Genomic DNA, 20,102 nt, shown 5'->3' with positions numbered 1-20,102 from the left:
ACTGATTCAAGTACTTGAGAGCCTGATTCAACCAGGCCCCGTCATTCCGGCCGCAGTGAAGCTGAACGCCGGAAGCCATCGCAGGGAACTGCGCTCTACGATGGTTTCCGGGGCTGCGCGGCTAGAGCCGCTTGTCCGGAATGACGGGCGCGGCGCCGGCGTTCACTTCGCGTAGTCGAAGGTCTCGATCGACTTGTCGTTGACCAGGGCCTGGGTCGCCTTGGCGAACCAGTCGAGCGACTTCTCGCCGACCGGCGTCGTCACCAGCTTGCCGGGATAGAGCGCCATCTTGTCGTAGACCGCGAAGGGATATTCGGGCACGCGCTTGGTCGTGCCGAGCATCTGGTCCTCCAGCCCCTGATGGTCCCCGCGGATGGTGATCGTGCCGGTCAGCGACTTGAACTCCAGTCCCTCGAAGGCGGCGATGACCTGTTCCTTGCTCGGCCATTTGCCGCCGGCTGACGCCCCGGCCTTCTCATAGGCCTTGGCAAGGCCGGTCAGGGCCTGCTGCATGTGGAAGGTCGGGTAGATCGGATAGACGCCGGTCTTGTCCTTGTACTTCTTGACGAAGGCCTGCATCTCCGGCGTGTTCTTGGTCTTCGGATGCAGCCAGTAATGGTCTCCGCGGGCGCCGACGATGACGCCCTCGGGCAGCACGTTACCGAGCCGCTCCAGTGAGCTTTCGGCCAGCGGCAGCACGAAGGTCGACTGCTTCAGGAGCCCGCGCGCCGCCGCCTGCTGGACGAAGGTGTCGAGGTCGCCGCCCCAGGAGGTCGAGAGCACGACATCCGGCCGCAGCGCCGAGAGCCGCGTGATCTCGGTCGAGAAATCAGGCGCGCCGAATTTCGGGAAGAGCTCGGCCACGACCTTCACATCGGGCTTCAGCGCCTTCAGCCCGGCCTGGAACAGAGCCCAGGATTCACGGCCCCAGGCATAGTCCTGGTTGACCACCGCGATCGACTTGAAGTCGGGCTTGGTCTTCATCAGGTAGAGCAGCGTCGCCATCATCTCGGCGCCGGCATGCCCTTGCGTGCGGACGGAGTATTTCCACTTTCCGTCCTCGAAAATGGTCTGCGTGCCGCAATCCCACATCACGTTGACGACCTTGAGGTCTTCCGCGACCGGGGCGAGCGCGTTGCAGGAGCCCGACGAGATCGCCCCCAGCATGACCTGCGCGCCCTGTTCCTGGACGACGCGGCGATATTCGGAGAGGAGCTGGTTGGTGCCGGCGCCCTCGTCGACATAGACCGGCTTCACCGGCACGCCGAGAATGCCGCCCTTGGCGTTTAGCTCCTCGATCAGCAGGTCGGCCGCGTTCTTGCCGGGCACGCCGAACACCGAAGCCGGACCGGAGAGGAAGGTCGCGATGCCGACCACGAGCTCCTTCGGCTTGTCCTGTGCCAGCGCCGGCAGCGACGCCAGCACGCCGGCCAAGGCGGCACCCGCCACCGCCAGTTTCATCCTCACCATGATTTCCTCCCTGGTATCCGCGAAACGGGGCCGGCGCTCTTTTGCGGCGCCTGAACCATGGCGAAGGGGCGCATAGGCAGGCCGCGGTCACAAGTAGGATAAAGCGATGAAGCCCATAGCGATTTTCTATAGTCCCTCGCCCGACCTGCGAGCCGGCAGCGCTATGCCCCCCATCGCAAAAGACTATTTGACTTGGAGAGCGCGAGGACGGCCTCTCGCGACATCTTCAGCCCTTATCCTGAGCAGCAATGCGTCAGGCTGCGTCTCGAAGGATCGAGGGCTGGTGGAACGCGTGACGGCAATAGGCGGACTAGCAGATCAAGATGACGGATGCTCTGGAAGGAATCCTGGTGGTGGCGCTGGAACAGGCGGTCGCGGCGCCGGTTGCGAGCTGCCGCCTCGCCGATGCCGGGGCGCGCATCATCAAGCTCGAACGGGCGGAAGGCGATTTCTCGCGCGGCTATGACGATTACGCCGAGGGGCTGTCCTCCTATTTCGTCTGGATCAATCGCGGCAAGGAATCCTGCCGGGTCGACCTCAAGAATCCGGGCGACCTCGCTCTGGTCGAGGCCATGCTGGCGCAGGCCGACGTCTTCATCCAGAATCTCGCGCCCGGCGCCACCGGCCGGCTCGGCATCGGCTCGGCCGAGCTGCGCCAACGCTACCCGAAGCTGATCACCTGCGACATTTCCGGCTATGCGCCGGGCACGCCGCACTACACCCGCAAGGCCTATGACCTCCTGATCCAGGCCGAGGCGGGCCTCTCGGCGATCACCGGCAGCGAGAGCTCGGGGCCGATGCGGATCGGCGTCTCGATCGCCGACATCGCCACCGGCAACGCCGCCTATGCCGCGATCCTGGAGGCACTGCTGCGGCGGGCCCGCACGGGCCAGGGCTCGCAGATCCAGCTCTCCCTATTCGACACCGTCGCCGATCTGATGAACGTGCCATATCTCACCCGGCGCTATGGCGGGATCGAGCCGCCGAAGCTCGGCCTCGCCCATCCCTCGATCGCACCCTATGGCGTCTTCCGCCTGGCCGATGCCGAGGTGCTGCTGGCGGTGCAGAGCGAGCCGGAATGGCGCATCCTCGCCCGCGACGTGCTGCGCGACGACGCGCTCGCCGACGATCCGGGCTTCGCGACCAATGTGCTGCGCGTGCGCAACCGCACCGTACTCGACGCGGCGATCCAGGCCATTCTCGCGCCGCGCGGCTTCTCCGAGACGACGGCGGCGCTCGACAAGGCGCGCATCGCCTATGGCACGGTCTCGCATGTCGGCGACCTGATCAGCCATCCCGCCGCGACGGCGCTGCCGGTCGAGACGCCGAACGGCCCGGTCGAGGTGCTGGCGCCGCCAGCGATCGTCGACGGAGAGCGCACGCGGCTGCGGCGCGTGCCGGCGCTCGGCGAGCACGAGGCGGCGCTGCGCCAGGAATTCGCGCCCAAGGCGACGCGCACGGCCTGAGTTGATCCGATGACGCAGCCCGAGCACGCCGAAATCCGCGACGCCGTCGCCAGGCTCTGCGCCGATTTTCCGGGCGAGTACTGGCGCAGGCTCGACCGCGAGATGGCCTATCCCACCGAGTTCGTGACCGCGCTGACGCAGAGCGGCTTCCTCTCGGCGCTGATCCCCGAGACCTATGGCGGCGCCGGCCTCACCCTCTCGGCCGCCGCCGTGATCATGGAGGAGATCCAGCGCCAGGGCTGCAACGGCGCGGCCTGCCATGCCCAGATGTATGTGATGGGCACGCTTCTGCGCCACGGCTCCGATGCGCAGAAGCAGCAATACCTGCCCAGGATCGCCTCGGGCGAGTTGCGCCTCCAGGCCTTCGGCGTCACCGAGCCGACGAGCGGCACCGACACCACCGCGCTGCGCACCACGGCCCGACGTCAGGGCGACCACTACCTCGTCAACGGCCAGAAGATCTGGACCAGCCGGGCCGCGCAATCCGACCTGATGCTGCTGCTCGCCCGCACCACGCCGCGCGAGCAGGTCGCCAAGCGCACCGACGGGCTCTCGGTCTTCATCCTCGACATGCGCGAAGCGCTGAAGGCGGGCCTCACCATCCGGCCGATCCGGACGATGATGAACCACGCCACCACCGAGGTCTTCTTCGACAATGTGAAGGTGCCGGCGGAGAACCTCGTCGGCGAGGAGGGCAAGGGCTTCCGCTACATCCTCTCGGGCATGAATGCCGAGCGCATCCTGATCGCCGCCGAATGCGTCGGCGACGCGAAATGGTTCATCGAGAAGGCATCGCGCTACGCCAGGGAGCGGCAGGTCTTCGGCCGGCCGATCGGCCAGAACCAGGGCATCCAGTTCCCGATCGCGAAGGCCTACGCCAATATGCGCGCCGCCGAGCTGATGGTGCGCGAGGCGATCCGCCTCTACGAGGCCGGCGCCAATCCGGGCGCGGAAGCCAACATGGCCAAGATGCTCGCGGCCGACGCCTCCTTCGAGGCGGCCAATGCCTGCGTCCAGACCCATGGCGGCTTCGGCTTCGCCGAGGAATACGACGTCGAGCGCAAATTCCGCGAGACACGGCTCTATCAGGTCGCGCCGATCTCGACCAACCTGATCCTGTCCTATCTCGCCGAGCATGTGCTCGGCATGCCGCGGTCGTATTGAAGACAACGACATCGACCATCGCCCGCGGGGAACCCCTCTTCTGGAAGGAGAGGGGCAGGGGTGAGGTGTTCGGACTGGAAACGTTGGCTTGAACCCAGCGGCGCGGTGAGCGCTCGCGGAACTGGTCACAGGGCCTACACCTCACCCTGCCCTCTCCTTCCAGGAGAGGGTTCCCCGCGCCCTTCCTTGCAGGGAACATCATGGACATCGACCATCTGAAATCCTGGATCGGCAGGACGGAAGAGGCTTCCGACCTCGTCACGCCGCGGCTCGTCACGAGCTACGAGGCGACGTTTTCCCTTCATCTGGCACCCTACGAGGAAGACGAGGCGCCCCTCGCCCTGCACTGGTGCCTCGCCCCGCCGATCGCGCCGATGGCCGCGCTCGGGGAGGACGGCCACCCGGCCAAGGGCGGTTTCCTGCCGCCGATCCCCCTGCCGCGGCGGATGTGGGCCGGCGGGACGATCGAGACGATCGCTCCCTTGCAGACTGGTGACATGGTCACCCGCCGCTCGCGCATCGCCGATATCGCCTACAAGGAGGGCCGCAGCGGACCGCTCTGCTTCGTCGCCGTCGACCATGAGATCGTCACGGCGCGCGGCCTCGCCCTGCGCGAGCGCCACAACATCGTCTATCGCGAAGCCGCACAGCCCGGCGCCGGACCGGCCACGAGCATGCCGCCCGTCCCGACCGAGCCCCGCGTCGCCGATCTCGCCTGGACGGTCGAAGCCTCGCCGGTGCTGCTGTTCCGCTATTCGGCGCTGACCTTCAACGGCCACCGCATCCATTACGATGAGCCCTATGTCACCGGGGTCGAGGGCTATGCCGGACTCGTGGTGCACGGTCCGATCCAGGCGACGCTGATCATGAACATCATCGCGACGCTCTCCGGCGGCGAGCCGATCCGGCTCGACTATCGCGGGCTCGCCCCGCTGATCGCCGGCGAGCCTTTCCAGGTTAAGGCCAAGCGCCTGGCCGACGGCGCGATCGCAGCCTGGACGGAAGGTGTCGACGGGCGGGTGCGGATGGAGGGCGTGAGCCGCTAACCGCAGCCTTTTCATAAGAGAGAGAACCGCCACGCGCGTGCGCCCTCTCCCGCATGGGGTAGGGGTGAGGGACCGCCACTGACTATTGGGACGAGGCGGTGCTGTTTGTGCTTTCTGTGGGTAGGGCAGGCCCTCATCCCTGCCCTTCTCCCACACGGGAGAAGGGTTCCCCGCGCTCTTCCGTCAACTGGCTCGCTGCACAATCATCATCCCCCATGTCACGGTCCTGCCATGGTGCTAGCGTCTCTCGCAGCACCTTGCTCAGGAGCCGACGATGGACCACGCCCCCCGCTTCAGCCGCCGCGAAACGCTCAAGGCTGGAGCAGCCATCGCCGCTTCGGCCGCCCTGCCCGCCGCGCTCGCGGCGCAGGCTCCGGTGCGCCTGAAGCTCCGACTGCTCGAAACCACCGATCTGCACGTCAATGTCGTGCCCTACGACTATTTCCGCGACGCGGCGGACGATACGGTCGGCCTCGCCAAGACGGCGAACCTGATCAAGGCGGCGCAGGCGGAAGCCAGGAACAGCCTGCTCTTCGACAATGGCGACTTCCTGCAGGGCTCCTCGCTCGGCGATTATGTCGCCTACAAGAAGGGGCTGAAGGCCGGCGAAACCCATCCGATGATCGCCGCGATGAACGCCCTGCCCTATCAATGCGGCACGCTCGGCAATCACGAGTTCAATTACGGGCTCGACTTCCTCGAGCACGGCCTCGCCCGCGCCGAGTTCCCGATCGTCTGCGCCAATGTCGAGCGCGTCGGTGGCGGCATGCTGATCGAACCCTGGCGGATCTTCGAACAGAGCTTCGAGGACGAGGCCGGCGCCAGGCATATCCTCAACATTGCGGTGATCGGCTTCGTGCCGCCGCAGATCATGCAATGGGACAAGGCCCATCTCGAACGCAAGGTCACGGCGACCGACATCGTCGAGGCCGCGCAGAAATACCTGCCGGAGATCGCGCAAGCCCATCCGGACCTGACCATCGCGCTCTGCCATTCCGGCATCGCCGGCGGCGAGCGCCGGGGCGGCGAGGAGAACGCGGCGCTGCACCTTGCGAAGCTCGACGGCATCGACGTGATCCTGACCGGGCACCAGCATCTGGTCTTCCCCGGGGCGAAGGCCTTCGACGGCATTGCCGGCGTCGACAACAGGAAGGGCTCGCTGCACGGCAAGCCGGCCTGCCAGCCCGGCTTCTGGGGCTCGCATATCGGCGTTCTCGATCTCGAGCTCGAGAAGCGCGAGGGCGGCTGGAAGATCGCCGAGTTCAAGGTCGATCCCAGGCCGATTTTCGAGCGCACCCCCGACCGCAAGATCGTGCCGAAGGCGCAGGCCGAAGCCGCCATCCTCGCCGCGGTGAAAGCCGACCATGAGGCAGCGCTGGACTATATGCGCGAGCCGGTGGGCGCGACCTCGGCGCCGATCAGCAGCTTCTTCGCCTTGGTCGCCGACGATCCTTCCGTGCAGATCGTCGCCGATGCCCAGATCGCCTATGCCAGGCCGCTGATGGCGCAGACACAATACAAGGATCTGCCGGTCCTCTCCGCCGCAGCGCCCTTCAAGTCCGGCGGACGCGGCGGGCCGAGCTTCTTCACCGACATCCCGGCCGGGCCGCTGGCGATCAAGAACATCGCCGACATCTATCTCTACCCGAACACGGTGCAGGTCGTGAAAGTCACGGGCGCCCAGCTGCGCGAATGGCTGGAGCGCTCGGCCGGCATATTCAACCGCATCGACATCGCGAAGTCCCAAGAACAGCCGTTGATCAATCCGGGCTTCCCGGCCTTCAATTTCGACGTGATCGACGGTGTCAGCTACCGGATCGACGTGACCCAAGCCTCGCGCTACGACCTCGACGGCAAGCTGGTGGCCCCCGAGGCAAGGCGCATCGTCGACCTCGCCTTCCAGGGGAAGCCGATCGACGAGAAGGCACAGTTCCTCGTCGTCACCAACAACTACCGCGCCTCGGGCGGCGGCAATTTCCCAGGCACCAGGACGACCATCGTGCTGGAAGCACCGGACCTCAACCGCGACGTGATCGTCCGCCACATCATCGAAAAGAGGACGATCGACCCGACTGCCGACGGCAACTGGTCGCTCATACCACTGCCGGCCGGCGTCAACGTCACCTTCCCGACCTCGCCGGCGGCCGCCGGCAAGAAACCGGAAGGGCTGAAGGCGCAGGCCGTGGGCGATGCCGGCGAGGGCTTCGTGAAATATCGGCTGGGTGGATGAGAGGCCACGCGGCGGGGATCATCGGTAGCTCACGACCTGTTCTTCGTCACCCAGCAGGCCGAACCACTCTGGACGCTGCGCCAAACGCCGTTCGATTTGCAACCAGCGAGCGGCGGCGTGCAGACACGCGCGACGCAGGCGGACGGGTTGTTGCCGACCTTGTTGCAGTTCTGCTCGCAGCTTCTGAACATGGCCGAGCAGGAACCGGTGGCAGGCTTGCACCCTTCCTGGGCGCGCGCCGGGCCTCCGACGCCCAGGATGAGCGCGAGGACCACGCCGGCAAAGACCGCCAATCTGGCCATATTCAACCCTCCGCAATGGCGGAGCCGATCGTGGCTGCAGCGCCCGGCACGTCAATGATGCAGGCTCGGTACCCCGACCGCTCCGGCAAGCACCGAGGCAATGCGGCTCGCGCGTAACGCTCCACGCGCCAGCCGCCTGACCCGCACAGTGCCGTTGTGCTAACAGCCCGGCATGCTCAAGCGCTTCTTCGCCTATTATCGGCCCCATCGCGGCCTCTTCCTGCTCGATTTCTCCTGTGCCGTGATTTCGGGGCTGCTCGAACTCGGCTTCCCGATCGCGGTCAAGCTGTTCGTCGACGAGTTGTTGCCCGGCGGCGACTGGCCGCTGATCCTGCTGGCCTCGCTCGGCCTGCTGGCCATCTATCTGGTCAATACCGGGCTGATGGTGGTGGTGACCTATTGGGGCCACATGCTCGGCATCAACATCGAGACCGAGATGCGCCGCAAGGCCTTCGACCATCTGCAAAAACTCTCCTTCGGCTGGTTCGACAACCAGAAGACCGGCCATCTCGTCGGGCGCCTGACCAAGGATCTCGAGGAGATCGGCGAGGTCGCCCATCACGGGCCGGAAGACCTGTTCATCGCGGTGATGACCTTCATCGGCGCCTTCGCGCTGATGCTGATGGTCCATGTCGAGCTGGCGCTGATGACGGCGGTGATCGTGCCGCTGATGGCCTGGCTGACCAGCCGCTATGGACGGCGGATGACCAAGACCTGGCAGAGCCTGTTCGGCCGGGTCGGCGCCTTCAACGCCCGGATCGAGGAGAATGTCGGCGGCATCCGCGTCGTCCAGGCCTTCGCCAACGAAGAGCATGAGCGCAAGCTGTTCGCGCAGGACAACCAGCGCTACCGCACCACCAAGCTCGACGCCTACCGGCTGATGGCCGCCTCGATCTCGCTCTCCTATTTCGGCATGCGGCTGACGCAGATGGCGGTGATGATCGCCGGCGCCTACTACGTGCTGATCGGCGACCTCAGCGCCGGCGGCTTCGTCGGCTTCCTGCTTCTGGTCAACGTCTTCTTCCGGCCGATCGAGAAGATCAATTCGGTGATCGAGACCTATCCGAAGGGGATCGCCGGCTTCCGGCGCTACACCGAATTCCTCGACACCCGGCCCGACATCGCCGATTTGCCCGGCGCCGTCACGGCCACCGGCCTCAAGGGCGACATCGCCTATGAGAAGGTGAGCTTCGGCTACACGCCGGCCCGCAAGATCCTGAACGGGATCGACCTTGCGATCCGCGCCGGCGAGACCATCGCCTTCGTCGGCCCGTCGGGCGCCGGAAAGACCACGATCTGCTCGCTGCTGCCGCGCTTCTACGACGTCACGGGCGGGCGCATCACCATCGACGGCATCGACATCCGCCAGATGACACTGGCCTCGCTGCGCGGCCAGATCGGCATCGTCCAGCAGGACGTCTTCATGTTCGCCGGGACGCTGCGCGAGAACATCGCCTATGGCAGGCTCGGCGCCAGCGAGGCCGAGATCGAGGACGCGGCGCGGCGCGCAAAGCTCGACGAGATGATCGCGCGACTGCCGGACGGACTCGACACGGTGATCGGCGAGCGCGGCGTCAAGCTCTCCGGCGGGCAGAAGCAGCGCCTGGCGATTGCCCGGATGTTCCTGAAGAACCCGCCGATCCTGATCCTCGACGAGGCGACCTCGGCGCTCGACACCGAGACCGAGCGGGCGATCCAGGCCTCACTGGCCGAGCTGTCGAAGGGCCGCACCACGCTCGTCATCGCGCACCGGCTCGCGACGATCCAGGACGCCGACCGCATCATCGTGATCGACGAGAGCGGCGTCGCCGAGCAGGGCCGGCATCAGGACCTGGTGCAGCGGCCAGGCATCTACCGGCGTCTGCACGAGGCGCAATATGGCGGGGGCGGACGCTAGCTAGCCAGCCGTCACGCCTGCTCCTTGCAAGTCGAACCAAACGACATCACTCGTCAGATTGCGCCGTGCCTTGAGGTTTAGTCTGGGACAGAACTTATCCCCAGCGCGTTTTCCGAGCTTACTATCTGTATCCGTCGCGGAGATCAGGGACGGATGCTCAGCTATCGCTCAATCCTAAGAAATACCAGCACCGGCCGGTTGCGAAGGAACGCCGTTGCGAGCCGCATCGCTGGTGAGAAGATGATGGCCGCCTTCACACGGTTGCAAACATTAGTACTCACAGCAAAGTTCAACCCAGACCAGCCTCGCGTTCCCGCCGGAAGTTCCGACGGTGGCTAATGGAGCGGCGGCAGCGGTGATGGTTCCGCGACCATAGACGGCTTGCCTCCGGGCGATGCAGTGGCGGCAATCACCAGCCGCGCACTGCGAGCGATTTGCGAAGCACAGTTCGAGCGCGACATTTTTCAGTGCCGAATGGTTGGACTGCGATCCTGTTATGATCAGGCGTATCAACGCTATGCGGCCTGCCTCGCGCGCCAGCAGATTCCGCCATTCAACTACTGAGAACAGCGATGATCATGATGCGTAGAGGGTTGACCTACCGAAGCGACACCGGCGACCTTGCGGTTCCGGTGACGGTCCACGCTCCCCTCAAAGGCGAGCACGACTGGTCCTGTGCCTACGAGATCGGCTGGCCGGACGGGACACACCGCGGCCACGGCTACGGAATCGACGCCACGCAGGCGATGTTGCTCGCCCTGAAGGCTATCGGGGCTGACATCTACACCAGCGACTTTCACCGGGCAGGCAGACTTCGCTGGCTGGAGCAGGGCGACGGCTACGGTTTCCCTGTGCCCAGTGCCATCCGGCACCTCCTGATCGGCGGGGATGCCGAGGCCGAGGGGTAGCCCCTCACCCCTCGACCAGCCGGCGCGCGATCACCTGCGCCTGGATTTCCGCCGCGCCCTCGAAGATGTTGAGGATGCGGGCGTCGCAGAGCACGCGGCTGACCGGGTATTCCAGCGCAAAGCCGTTGCCGCCATGGATCTGCAGGGCGTTGTCGGCCGCCGCCCAGGCGACCCGGGCCCCCAGCAGCTTGGCCATGCCGGCTTCGAGGTCGCAGCGCCGCTCGGCATCCTTCTCGCGGGCGGCGAAATAGGTGAGCTGGCGCGCGATGACGAGCTCGGCCGCCATCATGGCGAGCTTGTCGGCGACGCGCGGGAAGGCGATCAGCGGCTTGCCGAACTGGATCCTCTCTTGCGCGTAGCGCAATCCCAGATCGAAGGCGGATTGCGCCACGCCGAGCGCCCGGGCCGCGGTCTGGATGCGGGCGGCCTCGAAGGTCTGCATCAATTGCTTGAAGCCCTGCCCCTCGACGCCACCGAGGAGATTCTCGCCCTTGACCTCGAAGCCGTCGAAGGCGAGCTCATATTCCTTCATGCCGCGATAGCCGAGCACCTCGATCTCGCCGCCGGTCAGGCCCTCGACCGGGAAGGGCTCGGCGTCGGTGCCGCGCGGCTTCTCGGCGATCAGCATCGAAAGGCCGCGATAGCCCGGCGCGTCGGGATCGGTGCGGACCAGCAGCGTCATGATGTCGGCGCGGACGGGGTGGGTGATCCAGGTCTTGTTGCCGTAGACCTTCCAGACGTCACCGTCCTTCATCGCCTTGGTGCGCAGCGAGGCAAGGTCCGATCCGGTGTTCGGCTCGGTGAAGACGGCGGTCGGCAGGATCTCGCCGGACGCGATCTTCGGCAGCCAATAGGCCTTCTGCTCGTCGGTGCCGCCACAGAGGATCAGCTCGGCGGCGATTTCGGAGCGAGTGCCGAGCGAGCCGACGCCGATATAGCCGCGCGAGAGCTCCTCGGAGACGACGCACATCGAGACCTTGGAGAGGCCCATGCCGCCGAATTCCTCGGGTATGGTCAGGCCGAAGACGCCGAGCTCGGCCATCTGCTCGACCACCGGCATCGGGATATATTCGTTGGCGAGATGCCATTCATGGGCGTGCGGCGTGACCTGCTGCTCGCAGAAGCGGCGCATTTCGGCACGGATCGCCTCCAGCGTCTCGTCTAGCCCGGGATCGCCGACGCTGGCGAGGCCCTGCGACTGGCTGAACAGCGAGACGAAGCGAGCCCGGTTCTCCGGCGTGTTGCCCTGCGCGATCAGCGCGTCGGCGGCATCCGAGCAGGCATCGGCGACAGCCTTCGCCGAAAGTCCGAGCGCGGGGAGCCGGACAATCTCGCCCTGGCTCATCGGAATGCCGCCGAAGATCTGCGCGGCATATTCGCCGGCGCCGATCCTGATGGCGTAGTCCTCGATCGCGCCGTAGCGATCCTCGGCCTGGAGGCGCTCGCCATAGGCTTTCAGCTCGCGCAGCGCCATGACATAGGTCGCGAGCCAGGACAGGCCGTGGGCGGCGTGCTGTTCCTGCTCCAGCTTCGCCGCGGAAATCCGGCCCTCGACCAGCACCTTCTGGCGCACCGCCGCGACGGCCTGCTCCAGCAGCGCCTCGAAGCCGGGCAGCGCGGCGCCGATCAGTTCGATGGCGGAAGCTTGCGTCGCGGTCCTGAGGGCGGCGTTGGCGCTCATGGTCTCTCTCCCTTGTTGCGGCGCAGCATAAGGGAAGTCGAAGCGCTTGCGATAGTCGTGTTTCGGCAGCCAGCGCCCTACTTTCGGCTGGCGAGGACGACGCCGAGCACCGCCACCGCCATGCCGACGAGCTGGATCGGCGAGAGGGTCTCGCCGAAGAGCAGCCAGGCCTCGACCGCGACCGCCGGCGGCACGAGATAGAGAAAGGTCGCGGTGCGCGAGACCTGGCCGCGGCGGATCAGGATCAGATAGAGGCCGATCCCACCGAGCGAGAGCGCCAGCACCGACCAGGCGAGCACCAGCGTCATCGTCAGGTTCCACTCGATCCGCATCGGCTCGAGCAGGAAGGCGAAGGGCAATGTGAACAGGAAAGCGGCGGCGTATTGCACCGCCGTCACGGTGCGCAGGTCCCCGGAGACGATCCGCGCCTTCTGCCAGAACGAGCCGAAGGTGACGGCGAACATGCCGATGACGTTGACGATCACCGGAACGAGCACAGCTCGCATGACCTCGGGCTCGACGCCGACGAGCTTCGGCTCCAGCACGAGCCCGATGCCGATAAAGCCGCAGACGATGCCGGCCCAGCGCACCGGCGAGATCCGCTCGCCGACGATCAGCGGGGCGAACAGCGCCGTCAGCACCGGCTGCAGCCCGGCGATCAGGCCGGAGACGCCGGCCGGCAGGCCATGGCGCACCGCCCACCAGACGCCGCCGAGATAGAGCGCGTGCAGGAGGATGCCGGCGATGGCGCAATCGATCCACGCACGCCGCCCCTTCGGCCAGGGCGCCCCGACTGCGACGGAGAGCGCGGCAAGCGCGACGAAGGCGCAGGCGAAGCGCAGCGACAAGAAGGTCAGCGCGTCCGAATGCCGGGCCGAATAGCCGGCGACGATCCAGCCGCTCGACCAGAGGAAGACGAAGAGCACCGGCGCGAAGCGCAGGAAGAGCGGCGTGGCGAACATCAAACGACCTTTCCGAGCGCCTGATACGCTGGAAGCGCCGCCTTGTCGCGGCTATGGACGCCGCAACGGCATGTCCTCCGCGCCGTCACGGCTTGCCAGCCGCTCCGAAGCGGCCACAATCGCCACCCTGCCCTGCCGAGCCTGCCGATGTCCCTGCTCTCCGCCCCCGCCATCGCCTTCGAGCGCTTCATCGCCCATGATGGCTGGGCGATCGCCAGCCACATCGCGCTCTCGGTGCTGATGTCGCTCTTCCCCTTCCTGATCATCGTCACCGCGCTCGGCGGCCTGTTTGGCTCCCAGGCGGCGGCCGACGAGGCGGCGCAGCTCCTGCTCGAGGCCTGGCCACGCGAGATCGCCGAGCCGATCGCGCGCGAGGTCCGCTCGGTGCTGACCGCGGTGCGCAGGGATGCGCTGACGCTCGGCGCGGTGCTGGCGCTTTATTTCTCCTCCTCCGGCGTCGAGGCGCTGCGGATCGGGCTGAACCGCGCCTATGAGGCCTATGAATGGCGTTCCTGGTGGCGCACCCGGCTGGAATCGATCGTCTATGTGATCGGCGGCGCCTTCTTCATTCTGGCCTTCTCGCTGCTCGTCGTGCTCGGCCCGCTGATCTGGCGCGGCGTCGTCGGCTATGTGCCGGCGCTGGCGCCGCTCGGCTTCCTGCAGGCCTTCCTGCGCCTATCGGCGGCGACGGTGGTGATCGTGCTGGCGCTCTGCGTCGCCCACAAGGCGCTGCCGGCCCGCGCGCCGCATATCGGCGCGATGTGGCCGGGCATATTGATGACGCTCGCGGTCTGGCTGGTCGGCGGGCTCGGCTTCGGCTGGTATCTCGACTCCTTCGCCGGCGCTTATGTCACGACCTATGCCGGCCTCGCGACGGCGATGATCGCCCTGGTCTTCCTGTACTGGCTGGCGGCGATCTTTCTCTACGGGGCCGAGCTCAATGCCGCGATCGCGATCGTGAGGGCGCCGAAAGCCACACCGGGCGAGGCGATCGCATCGCTCTGACCGGTGATGTCGACACGAAGTTTCGAGATGGGGCCTGTCACCGGATGATCGAGACTGCGCGCCTGCGCCTGCGCCCTCATGCGCTGGAGGATTTCGAACCCTGGTACGCGATGTTCTCCGACCGGGAGCTCTTCAGGTTCATCGCCGCGCCGCAACTTTCGCGGGAGGATGGCTGGAACCGGCTGCTGCGCTACGCCGGACACTGGTCCCTGCTCGGCTACGGCATGTTCGCGGTCTTCGACAGGGCGAGCGGCGCGTTCATCGGCGATGTCGGCTTCGCCGATTTCCATCGCGGGCTGGGCGAGCGCTTCGACGCCATCCCGGAAGCATCCTGGATCCTGAACCGCGCGGCACAGGGGCGCGGCCTCGCCGCCGAGGCCGTCGCGGCCTGCCATGACTGGATCGACCGTGCGCATGCGCCAGCCCGCACCGTCTGCCTGATCAATCCCGACAATGCCGCATCGCTGCGCATCGCCGGCAAGTTCGGCTACCGGCCTTCCGGAAACTGCCTCTACAAGGACGCTCCCTGCGTCATGCTGGAACGGCTAAGTCCCCGGCCGGAAACGGCAGGGCGCGATTGAAGACGGAAAGCCTGCAACCATGCGGATCGAAGCCTGTGCCGCCGACATGCTGGACGACTGGGTTGCGCTGCGCATCGCGCTGTGGCCGGAAGGCGGCGCGCAGGACCATCGCGACGAGGCCGCCGGGATACTCGAAAGCGAGAATGAGACGGCCTTCATCGCGCGGGATGACGACGGGCTCGCCATCGGACTGGCCGAGGCTGCGCTGCGGCACGACTACGTCAATGGCTGCGACACGTCCCCCGTCGGCTTCCTCGAAGGCATTTATGTGCAGCCCGAGAACCGGAAGCGCGGCGTCGCCCGTGCGCTGTGCCGCGCTGTCGAGACCTGGGCCGCCGGCCATGGCTGCGCCGAATTCGCCTCCGATGCGGACCTGCTCAACACCGGCTCCCAGCAGATGCACGAAGCGCTCGGCTTCGAGGAAACCGAGCGTGTCGTCTACTACCGCAAGCGACTGCAGCCGGGCTGACCGCCCGGCCGGCGCCGTCAGCCCTGGCCGAGCAGCGACATGCGCCGGGTGATCTCGTTCTTCTCGAGCCGGCAGGCGACGCAATAGGCGGGGTTGAAGACGTTGGCGACGTCGTAGCGCACCATCTGGCCGAGCAGATGGCTGGCCTCGACGGCATCGACGCCGAGATCCTCGACGATCCAGCGCAGCATCTCGGTCGTGGCGAACTGCAAGGGCTGGTCGAGCGGACGCCCGCTCGCGATGGTGACGATCTCGGTCTCGCTCTCGCAGCGCGGCCAGCGGCCCGGTGCGTTCTTGCGCAGATGCAGGGTGAACTCGATCTCGAAGCTGGTCTCGATGCCGGTGCCGACGATCTCGCCATCGCCCTGGCCGGCATGGCCGTCGCCAAGGAAGAACAGCCCGCCCTTTTCGGAGACGGGGAAGGCGATCCGCGCACCGGGCGCGAAGCGGCGATAGTCCATGTTGCCGCCATAGGGGCCGCTGGTCGCGGTCGAGATCGCCTGGCCGCCGGCCGGCGCCACGCCGAAGCAGCCGATCATCGGCGCCAGCGGGAAGCTCCAGCCGGCAATGCGCTCCGAGCCGCCGATCAGGGTGACCGTGCCCTGCCCCGCATCGATCGCCCATTCGAAGCGCTCGCTCTTCGGCAGATCGGCGACCGTCCTTGGGTCGACCACCTGCTGCGAGAGCGGCGAATAGGTCCAACCGGTGGCGCGGTTCGGCGTCATCCGGTCGATCGTCACGATGATCGCATCGCCGGGCTCCGCTCCCTCGACGGCGAATGGCCCGGTCATCGGATTGCCGCGCGGCGCCTTCTGGACACCGTCATGGTCGAAGCCGGCGGCGTCGAGCGTCGTCGTCACGATCGTGTCGCCGCTCGCGACGGTGAGAACCGGCGGCAGCGTCGCCATGACGTTGGAATAGGTGGTCGGGACGAAACGATGCAGCGCCATGGATCTCACCTGCCGGTCATGCGGATGCTTCCGGCGCCGAGGATCGGCCGCCGAAAACGCAAGGGCCGAATCCCTCGGGATCCGGCCCTTAAGTAACCCTAGGCGAATTCGTCACGGGGACGCCAGCAGGCCTGCGGGTCTGAGCATGACCGGGCCCGCTCAGCCCTCCAACGCCTCGACCACGTCCTCATAGGTGCGCAGGCCGGTCCGTGGCGCGTAGACCAGCACCGCCATGTTGCCGGGCGCGTGCTCGTTCTTCCACATCTTGTGGTGGGCGAGCGGGATCTTGTCCCAGGGGAAGACCTCGGACATGCAGGGATCGATCCGCCGGTCGAGCACGAACTGGTTGGCGGCCGAAGCCTGCTTGAGATGGGCGAAATGCGAGCCCTGCACGCGCTTCTGCCGCATCCAGACATAGCGGGCGTCGAAGGTGATGTTGAAGCCGGAGGTGCCGGCGCAGAACACCACCATGCCGCCGCGCTTGGCGACGAGGCAGGAGACCGGGAAGGTCGCCTCGCCGGGATGCTCGAAGACGATGTCGACATCCTTCTTGCCGGTGATGTCCCAGATCGCCTTGCCGAACTTCCGGGCTTCCTTGGTCCACTCGACATATTCCGGCGAGTTGACCTTGGGCATCTGGCCCCAGCAATTGAAGTCCTTGCGGTTGATCACGCCCTTGGCGCCGAGGCCGAGCACATAATCGCGCTTGGTCTCGTCGGAGATCACGCCGATCGCGTTGGCGCCGGAGGCGGCGCAGAGCTGCACGCCGAAGACGCCGAGACCGCCGGAAGCGCCCCAGATCAAGACATTGTCACCCGGCTTGATGGTGTGCGGGGCGTGGCCGAAGAGCATGCGATAGGCGGTGGCCAGCGTCAGCGTGTAGCAGGCTGCCTCCTCCCAGGAGAGGTGCTTCGGCTTCAGCATCAGCTGGCGCGACTGGACCCGGCAGAACTGGGCGAAAGAGCCGTCCGGCGTCTCGTAGCCCCAGATGCGCTGGGAGGAGGAGAACATCGGATCGCCGCCATTGCACTCCTCGTCGTCGCCATCGTCCTGGTTGCAATGGACGATGACCTCGTCGCCGACCTTCCAGCGCTTCACCTTCGAGCCGACGGCCCAGACGATGCCGGAGGCATCGGAGCCGGCAACGTGAAGCGAGCCCTTGTGCACGTCGAAGGGCGAGATCGGCTGGCCGAGCCCGGCCCAGATGCCGTTATAATTGACACCGCCCGCCATCACGAGGAGCAGCACCTCCTCCTCGCCGATGGACCAGGTCGGCACGACCTCGACCTGAAAGCTCTCCTGCGGCGGACCATGACGCTCGCGCCGGATTGCCCAGGCATACATGTTGGCCGGGACATGGCCGAGCGGCGGGAGCTCGCCGAGCTCGTAGAGTTCCTTCAACGCGGGCTTCGCGACGGGCTGCGGCTTCGACATTCGCTTTCTCCCTTGTCGCCACGCCTGCTTTCGGTGGCGTTGCCGGCGATCATGCGGCCCTATGCTGCACCGCGCCATCCTTCTTTGGAATATATTGCATCGCAAAATAGCCGGGATGACAAGCCGCCCCCATCGGGGATTCCCCGGCTTGACGCTGCGTTGTCTGTGACAGCTTACTCGGTTTCCGCAGGGAGACCCAAAATCGTGATCTGTCGCATTTCGACCATCGTCGGCCTCGCGGCCTCAGGGCTGATCTGCGGGTTCCAGCCGGCACTGGCCCTGTCGCCCGAAGCGAAGCGCATCGCGGCCAGCGAGGCGCGGTATGGCTGCGAGGGGCCGGGCGGGCGCTTCAGCGCCAAGGGCGCGATCGAGCGCGACCTGACCGGCGACGGCAAGCCCGATCTCCTGATCAACCATGATGAACTGACCTGTTCGAGCAGCCTCGGGCGCAGCGGCTCCTGCGGGGCGGCTGCCTGTACCGTGAAGATCTTCGTACGCGAGGGCGAGCGCTTCAGGGAGGCGCTGGATATTCTCAGCGCCAGCGTCGAGATCAGCCCGGGCAATCCCCCGAGGATCGGCTTGTCACGTGGGCCGAACTCTCATTCATATCGCTGGAACGGCCGCAGCTTCAAATAGCGGCGCTTTGCCCGGCGCGTCCGCCGAACCTGCCCGAACCCAACCCTATCGCGGTGGCGGAAAGCCGAACGCGATCCGAACAAGGCCGGCCTGGCTGTTCACGCCCGTTTTCGCGTAGACGGCCTTGAGCTGACCGCGCACGGTCTCGAGCCCGGTGCCGCCGCGTTCGGCGACCTGGATCGGCGTCAGGCCGGCGGCGATGCCCTCCGCGACCCGGCGCTCCGCAGGCGACAGCCCGTAGCTCCGAGCCAGCCAGCCGATATCCGGAGCGTCTGCGGGGCGCGCCTCCTCCAGGATCAGCGTGGCGGCAAGCCCGGAAAAATACCCGGTGGCGCCCTCGGCCTCCGCCTTGACCAGCGTCAGCCTGTAGGCGCCGAGATGCACGACACGGGACCGTGGACCGGTATAGCCGCGCGACAGCATCCGCTTCAGCAGTGCTGCGGACGCCTCATCCCGCAGCCGCAGGGTTCCCATGGCCGTCAGCCCCACCACCGTTCCGGCTGAGAGCAGGGCCTCGGCCCGTGGAGAAGCGGCCCGCAGCCTCATGCCCTCCCCGACCACGATGACGGCGACATCCGGCGCATCCAGCAGCGAGCCCCCGAACTGCGCGAGCGCCCCGCCGGAGCGACCGGTGCGATAATAACGGAAGGCGCGGGTCAGATGCGGGCTCAGCCGCGTCAGAAGATCGGCGACATGCTGGTTCTCCTCGGGATCGATGCGCGTCGTCAGGGTACTCAGCAAGAACGAGCAGGTTTCCTCGCGCCACAGGGTCACCCCAACTCCGGCCTCGATCTCGCGGCGCCGCAGGAAGTCGGCATAGTATTCCGTCCTGACGAACGCGTCGCGGGGTACGATACGTTCCCCGATGATGCCGGTGCCGAGTGGCGTGCGGGCAACGTTGTGCATCCACGGGTTCAGGCCGACATAGTAGGCGGCGTAGTCGCGCGCCGTGTCGGCATCGAGCCCGGCGGCCAGTGAGATGCCACCTTCTCCCGATTTCTGGTCATGGAAAAACAGGGTCGAAACGCCGCCCGGGATCAGGGCGTTCAGCCGGTCGAGGAAATCCTGCCAGGATTTCTCGCCGAACAAAGCGGCGTAGATCAGATCAGTCAACTCCCGCTCGGCAGGCTCGATCATCGTATCGTTCAGCATGCCGCCTGCGCCAGCGTCCCGTCTCCATGGGCGAGTCGGGAAAAAGCGACTCCCGTAAACTTAACGCGTTCCAACCGAGATAGGCCATACTGCTTGGCGAGGCTGGCACCGCGCGCAGCGGGTGGACAGCTCTACAAGAACTTCCCTTCCGTCCCGACCCTGCGCTGTCTTGGTTCTCGGACCCTGTTACAGCGTCTTCTGAAACATCCTTCGAGACGCCCCCTCCCGACGGAACGCCCCCTCAGGATCAGGGCTGCAAGACATCGCAAACAGGCTTTCAGGCGGGCTACGAGGAATCTGGCATGCCCGGATCGCCGGAGACGCCGCATCCGCCCGCCAAGATGACCGCACTTGCTTCGCGTCCAAGTTGTGGCGATACCGCCATCATGGACATGATTCGAGAGCTTCACGGCACGATTGTGCTGATCTGCGCTGAAGACGGTCCGCCGCTTGCAACCGAGCGCGACGCCAACGATTTCCTCGGCGCCGCCTGGGCAGCGGAAGCCGCGATGGTGGCGATCCCCGTCGCGCGGCTCGATGCCGCCTTCTTTCGGCTCGCGACGCGTCTCGCCGGCGAGGTCGCGCAGAAATTCGTGAATTACCGCGTGCGCCTGGCCGTCATCGGCGACATCTCCGCCCATTGCGCGGGCAGCCAGGCGCTGCGCGACTTCGTGCATGAGAGCAACCAGGGCCAGGCACTCTGGTTCGTTAGGGATATCGCGGCGCTCGACGCCCGGCTCGCGCCCTGA

Annotated in this window: 18 protein-coding genes; 11 read left to right on the top strand and 7 right to left on the bottom strand. The window is 66.5% G+C overall.

Features of this window, described 5'->3' with window-relative positions; translation table 11 throughout:
• Window positions 1–162: 162 nt before the first annotated feature.
• Window positions 163–1,470, bottom strand: a complete 1,308-nt coding sequence (locus J0J10_RS17475) for an ABC transporter substrate-binding protein (RefSeq protein ID WP_291638282.1) — start codon at window positions 1,468–1,470, stop codon at window positions 163–165.
• Window positions 1,471–1,793: 323 nt separating this feature from the next.
• Here J0J10_RS17475 and J0J10_RS17470 point away from each other — a divergent pair, with 323 nt between their 5' ends.
• From J0J10_RS17470 to J0J10_RS17455, 4 genes are all read left to right on the top strand, one after another.
• Window positions 1,794–2,936: a CaiB/BaiF CoA transferase family protein gene (locus J0J10_RS17470; protein WP_291647786.1), complete on the top strand. Its 1,143-nt coding sequence runs from the start codon at window positions 1,794–1,796 to the stop codon at window positions 2,934–2,936.
• Window positions 2,937–2,945: 9 nt separating this feature from the next.
• Window positions 2,946–4,100 (top strand): acyl-CoA dehydrogenase family protein, encoded by a 1,155-nt coding sequence (locus J0J10_RS17465; RefSeq protein ID WP_291647785.1) that lies wholly within the window; start codon window positions 2,946–2,948, stop codon window positions 4,098–4,100.
• A 200-nt stretch (window positions 4,101–4,300) separates the two neighbouring features.
• Window positions 4,301–5,146, top strand: coding sequence for an HTD2 family dehydratase (locus tag J0J10_RS17460; protein WP_291647784.1), 846 nt, complete (start codon window positions 4,301–4,303; stop codon window positions 5,144–5,146).
• 274 nt (window positions 5,147–5,420) lie between these two features.
• A complete protein-coding gene (locus J0J10_RS17455; protein WP_291647782.1) occupies window positions 5,421–7,376 on the top strand; it encodes a bifunctional 2',3'-cyclic-nucleotide 2'-phosphodiesterase/3'-nucleotidase in 1,956 nt (651 codons plus the stop codon).
• A 29-nt stretch (window positions 7,377–7,405) separates the two neighbouring features.
• Here J0J10_RS17455 and J0J10_RS17450 read toward each other — a convergent pair whose 3' ends face one another.
• Window positions 7,406–7,678 (bottom strand): hypothetical protein, encoded by a 273-nt coding sequence (locus tag J0J10_RS17450; RefSeq protein ID WP_291638277.1) that lies wholly within the window; start codon window positions 7,676–7,678, stop codon window positions 7,406–7,408.
• Between the two features lie 172 nt (window positions 7,679–7,850).
• Here J0J10_RS17450 and J0J10_RS17445 point away from each other — a divergent pair, with 172 nt between their 5' ends.
• Complete coding sequence (locus J0J10_RS17445; RefSeq protein WP_291647781.1) at window positions 7,851–9,575, top strand: ABC transporter ATP-binding protein; 1,725 nt, start codon at window positions 7,851–7,853, stop codon at window positions 9,573–9,575.
• Window positions 9,576–10,147: 572 nt separating this feature from the next.
• Entirely contained in the window at window positions 10,148–10,483 is a 336-nt protein-coding gene (locus tag J0J10_RS17440; RefSeq protein WP_291647780.1) for a DUF6968 family protein, read from the top strand.
• 4 nt (window positions 10,484–10,487) lie between these two features.
• Here J0J10_RS17440 and J0J10_RS17435 read toward each other — a convergent pair whose 3' ends face one another.
• Entirely contained in the window at window positions 10,488–12,164 is a 1,677-nt protein-coding gene (locus tag J0J10_RS17435; RefSeq protein ID WP_291647778.1) for an acyl-CoA dehydrogenase family protein, read from the bottom strand.
• 77 nt (window positions 12,165–12,241) lie between these two features.
• Window positions 12,242–13,126: a DMT family transporter gene (locus tag J0J10_RS17430; RefSeq protein WP_291647777.1), complete on the bottom strand. Its 885-nt coding sequence runs from the start codon at window positions 13,124–13,126 to the stop codon at window positions 12,242–12,244.
• 147 nt (window positions 13,127–13,273) lie between these two features.
• On the opposite strand from J0J10_RS17430, the gene J0J10_RS17425 reads away from it, so the two are divergent.
• Genes J0J10_RS17425 through aac(6') form a run of 3 tightly spaced genes read left to right on the top strand, consistent with a single transcriptional unit; the run spans window position 13,274 to window position 15,181 of the window.
• Entirely contained in the window at window positions 13,274–14,131 is an 858-nt protein-coding gene (locus J0J10_RS17425; protein ID WP_291647776.1) for a YihY/virulence factor BrkB family protein, read from the top strand.
• Window positions 14,132–14,175: 44 nt separating this feature from the next.
• A complete protein-coding gene (locus J0J10_RS17420; RefSeq protein WP_291647774.1) occupies window positions 14,176–14,712 on the top strand; it encodes a GNAT family N-acetyltransferase in 537 nt (178 codons plus the stop codon).
• A 19-nt stretch (window positions 14,713–14,731) separates the two neighbouring features.
• Window positions 14,732–15,181, top strand: a complete 450-nt coding sequence (aac(6'), locus tag J0J10_RS17415) for an aminoglycoside 6'-N-acetyltransferase (protein ID WP_291647773.1) — start codon at window positions 14,732–14,734, stop codon at window positions 15,179–15,181.
• 17 nt (window positions 15,182–15,198) lie between these two features.
• On the opposite strand, the gene J0J10_RS17410 is transcribed toward aac(6'), so the two are convergent.
• Both J0J10_RS17410 and ccrA read right to left on the bottom strand, forming a co-directional pair.
• Window positions 15,199–16,131 carry an acetamidase/formamidase family protein gene (locus tag J0J10_RS17410; protein ID WP_291647771.1) on the bottom strand — a complete coding sequence of 311 codons (933 nt, stop codon included), beginning with the start codon at window positions 16,129–16,131 and terminating at the stop codon, window positions 15,199–15,201.
• A gap of 159 nt (window positions 16,132–16,290) precedes the next feature.
• Complete coding sequence (gene ccrA, locus J0J10_RS17405; RefSeq protein WP_291647769.1) at window positions 16,291–17,565, bottom strand: crotonyl-CoA carboxylase/reductase; 1,275 nt, start codon at window positions 17,563–17,565, stop codon at window positions 16,291–16,293.
• 12 nt (window positions 17,566–17,577) lie between these two features.
• Between ccrA and J0J10_RS17400 the strand changes: the two genes are divergently transcribed.
• Complete coding sequence (locus J0J10_RS17400; RefSeq protein WP_291647768.1) at window positions 17,578–18,201, top strand: hypothetical protein; 624 nt, start codon at window positions 17,578–17,580, stop codon at window positions 18,199–18,201.
• 45 nt (window positions 18,202–18,246) lie between these two features.
• On the opposite strand, the gene J0J10_RS17395 is transcribed toward J0J10_RS17400, so the two are convergent.
• Window positions 18,247–19,353 carry a helix-turn-helix transcriptional regulator gene (locus J0J10_RS17395; RefSeq protein WP_291647766.1) on the bottom strand — a complete coding sequence of 369 codons (1,107 nt, stop codon included), beginning with the start codon at window positions 19,351–19,353 and terminating at the stop codon, window positions 18,247–18,249.
• Window positions 19,354–19,655: 302 nt separating this feature from the next.
• On the opposite strand from J0J10_RS17395, the gene J0J10_RS17390 reads away from it, so the two are divergent.
• A complete protein-coding gene (locus J0J10_RS17390; protein ID WP_291647764.1) occupies window positions 19,656–20,102 on the top strand; it encodes a DUF4180 domain-containing protein in 447 nt (148 codons plus the stop codon).

It is taken from the genome of Allobosea sp. (genome assembly GCF_017308075.1).
In the GTDB taxonomy this organism is placed as follows: domain Bacteria; phylum Pseudomonadota; class Alphaproteobacteria; order Rhizobiales; family Beijerinckiaceae; genus Allobosea.
The sequence above is the reverse complement of the archived record's forward strand: the minus strand, read 5'-3'. Positions and strand labels throughout refer to the sequence as shown.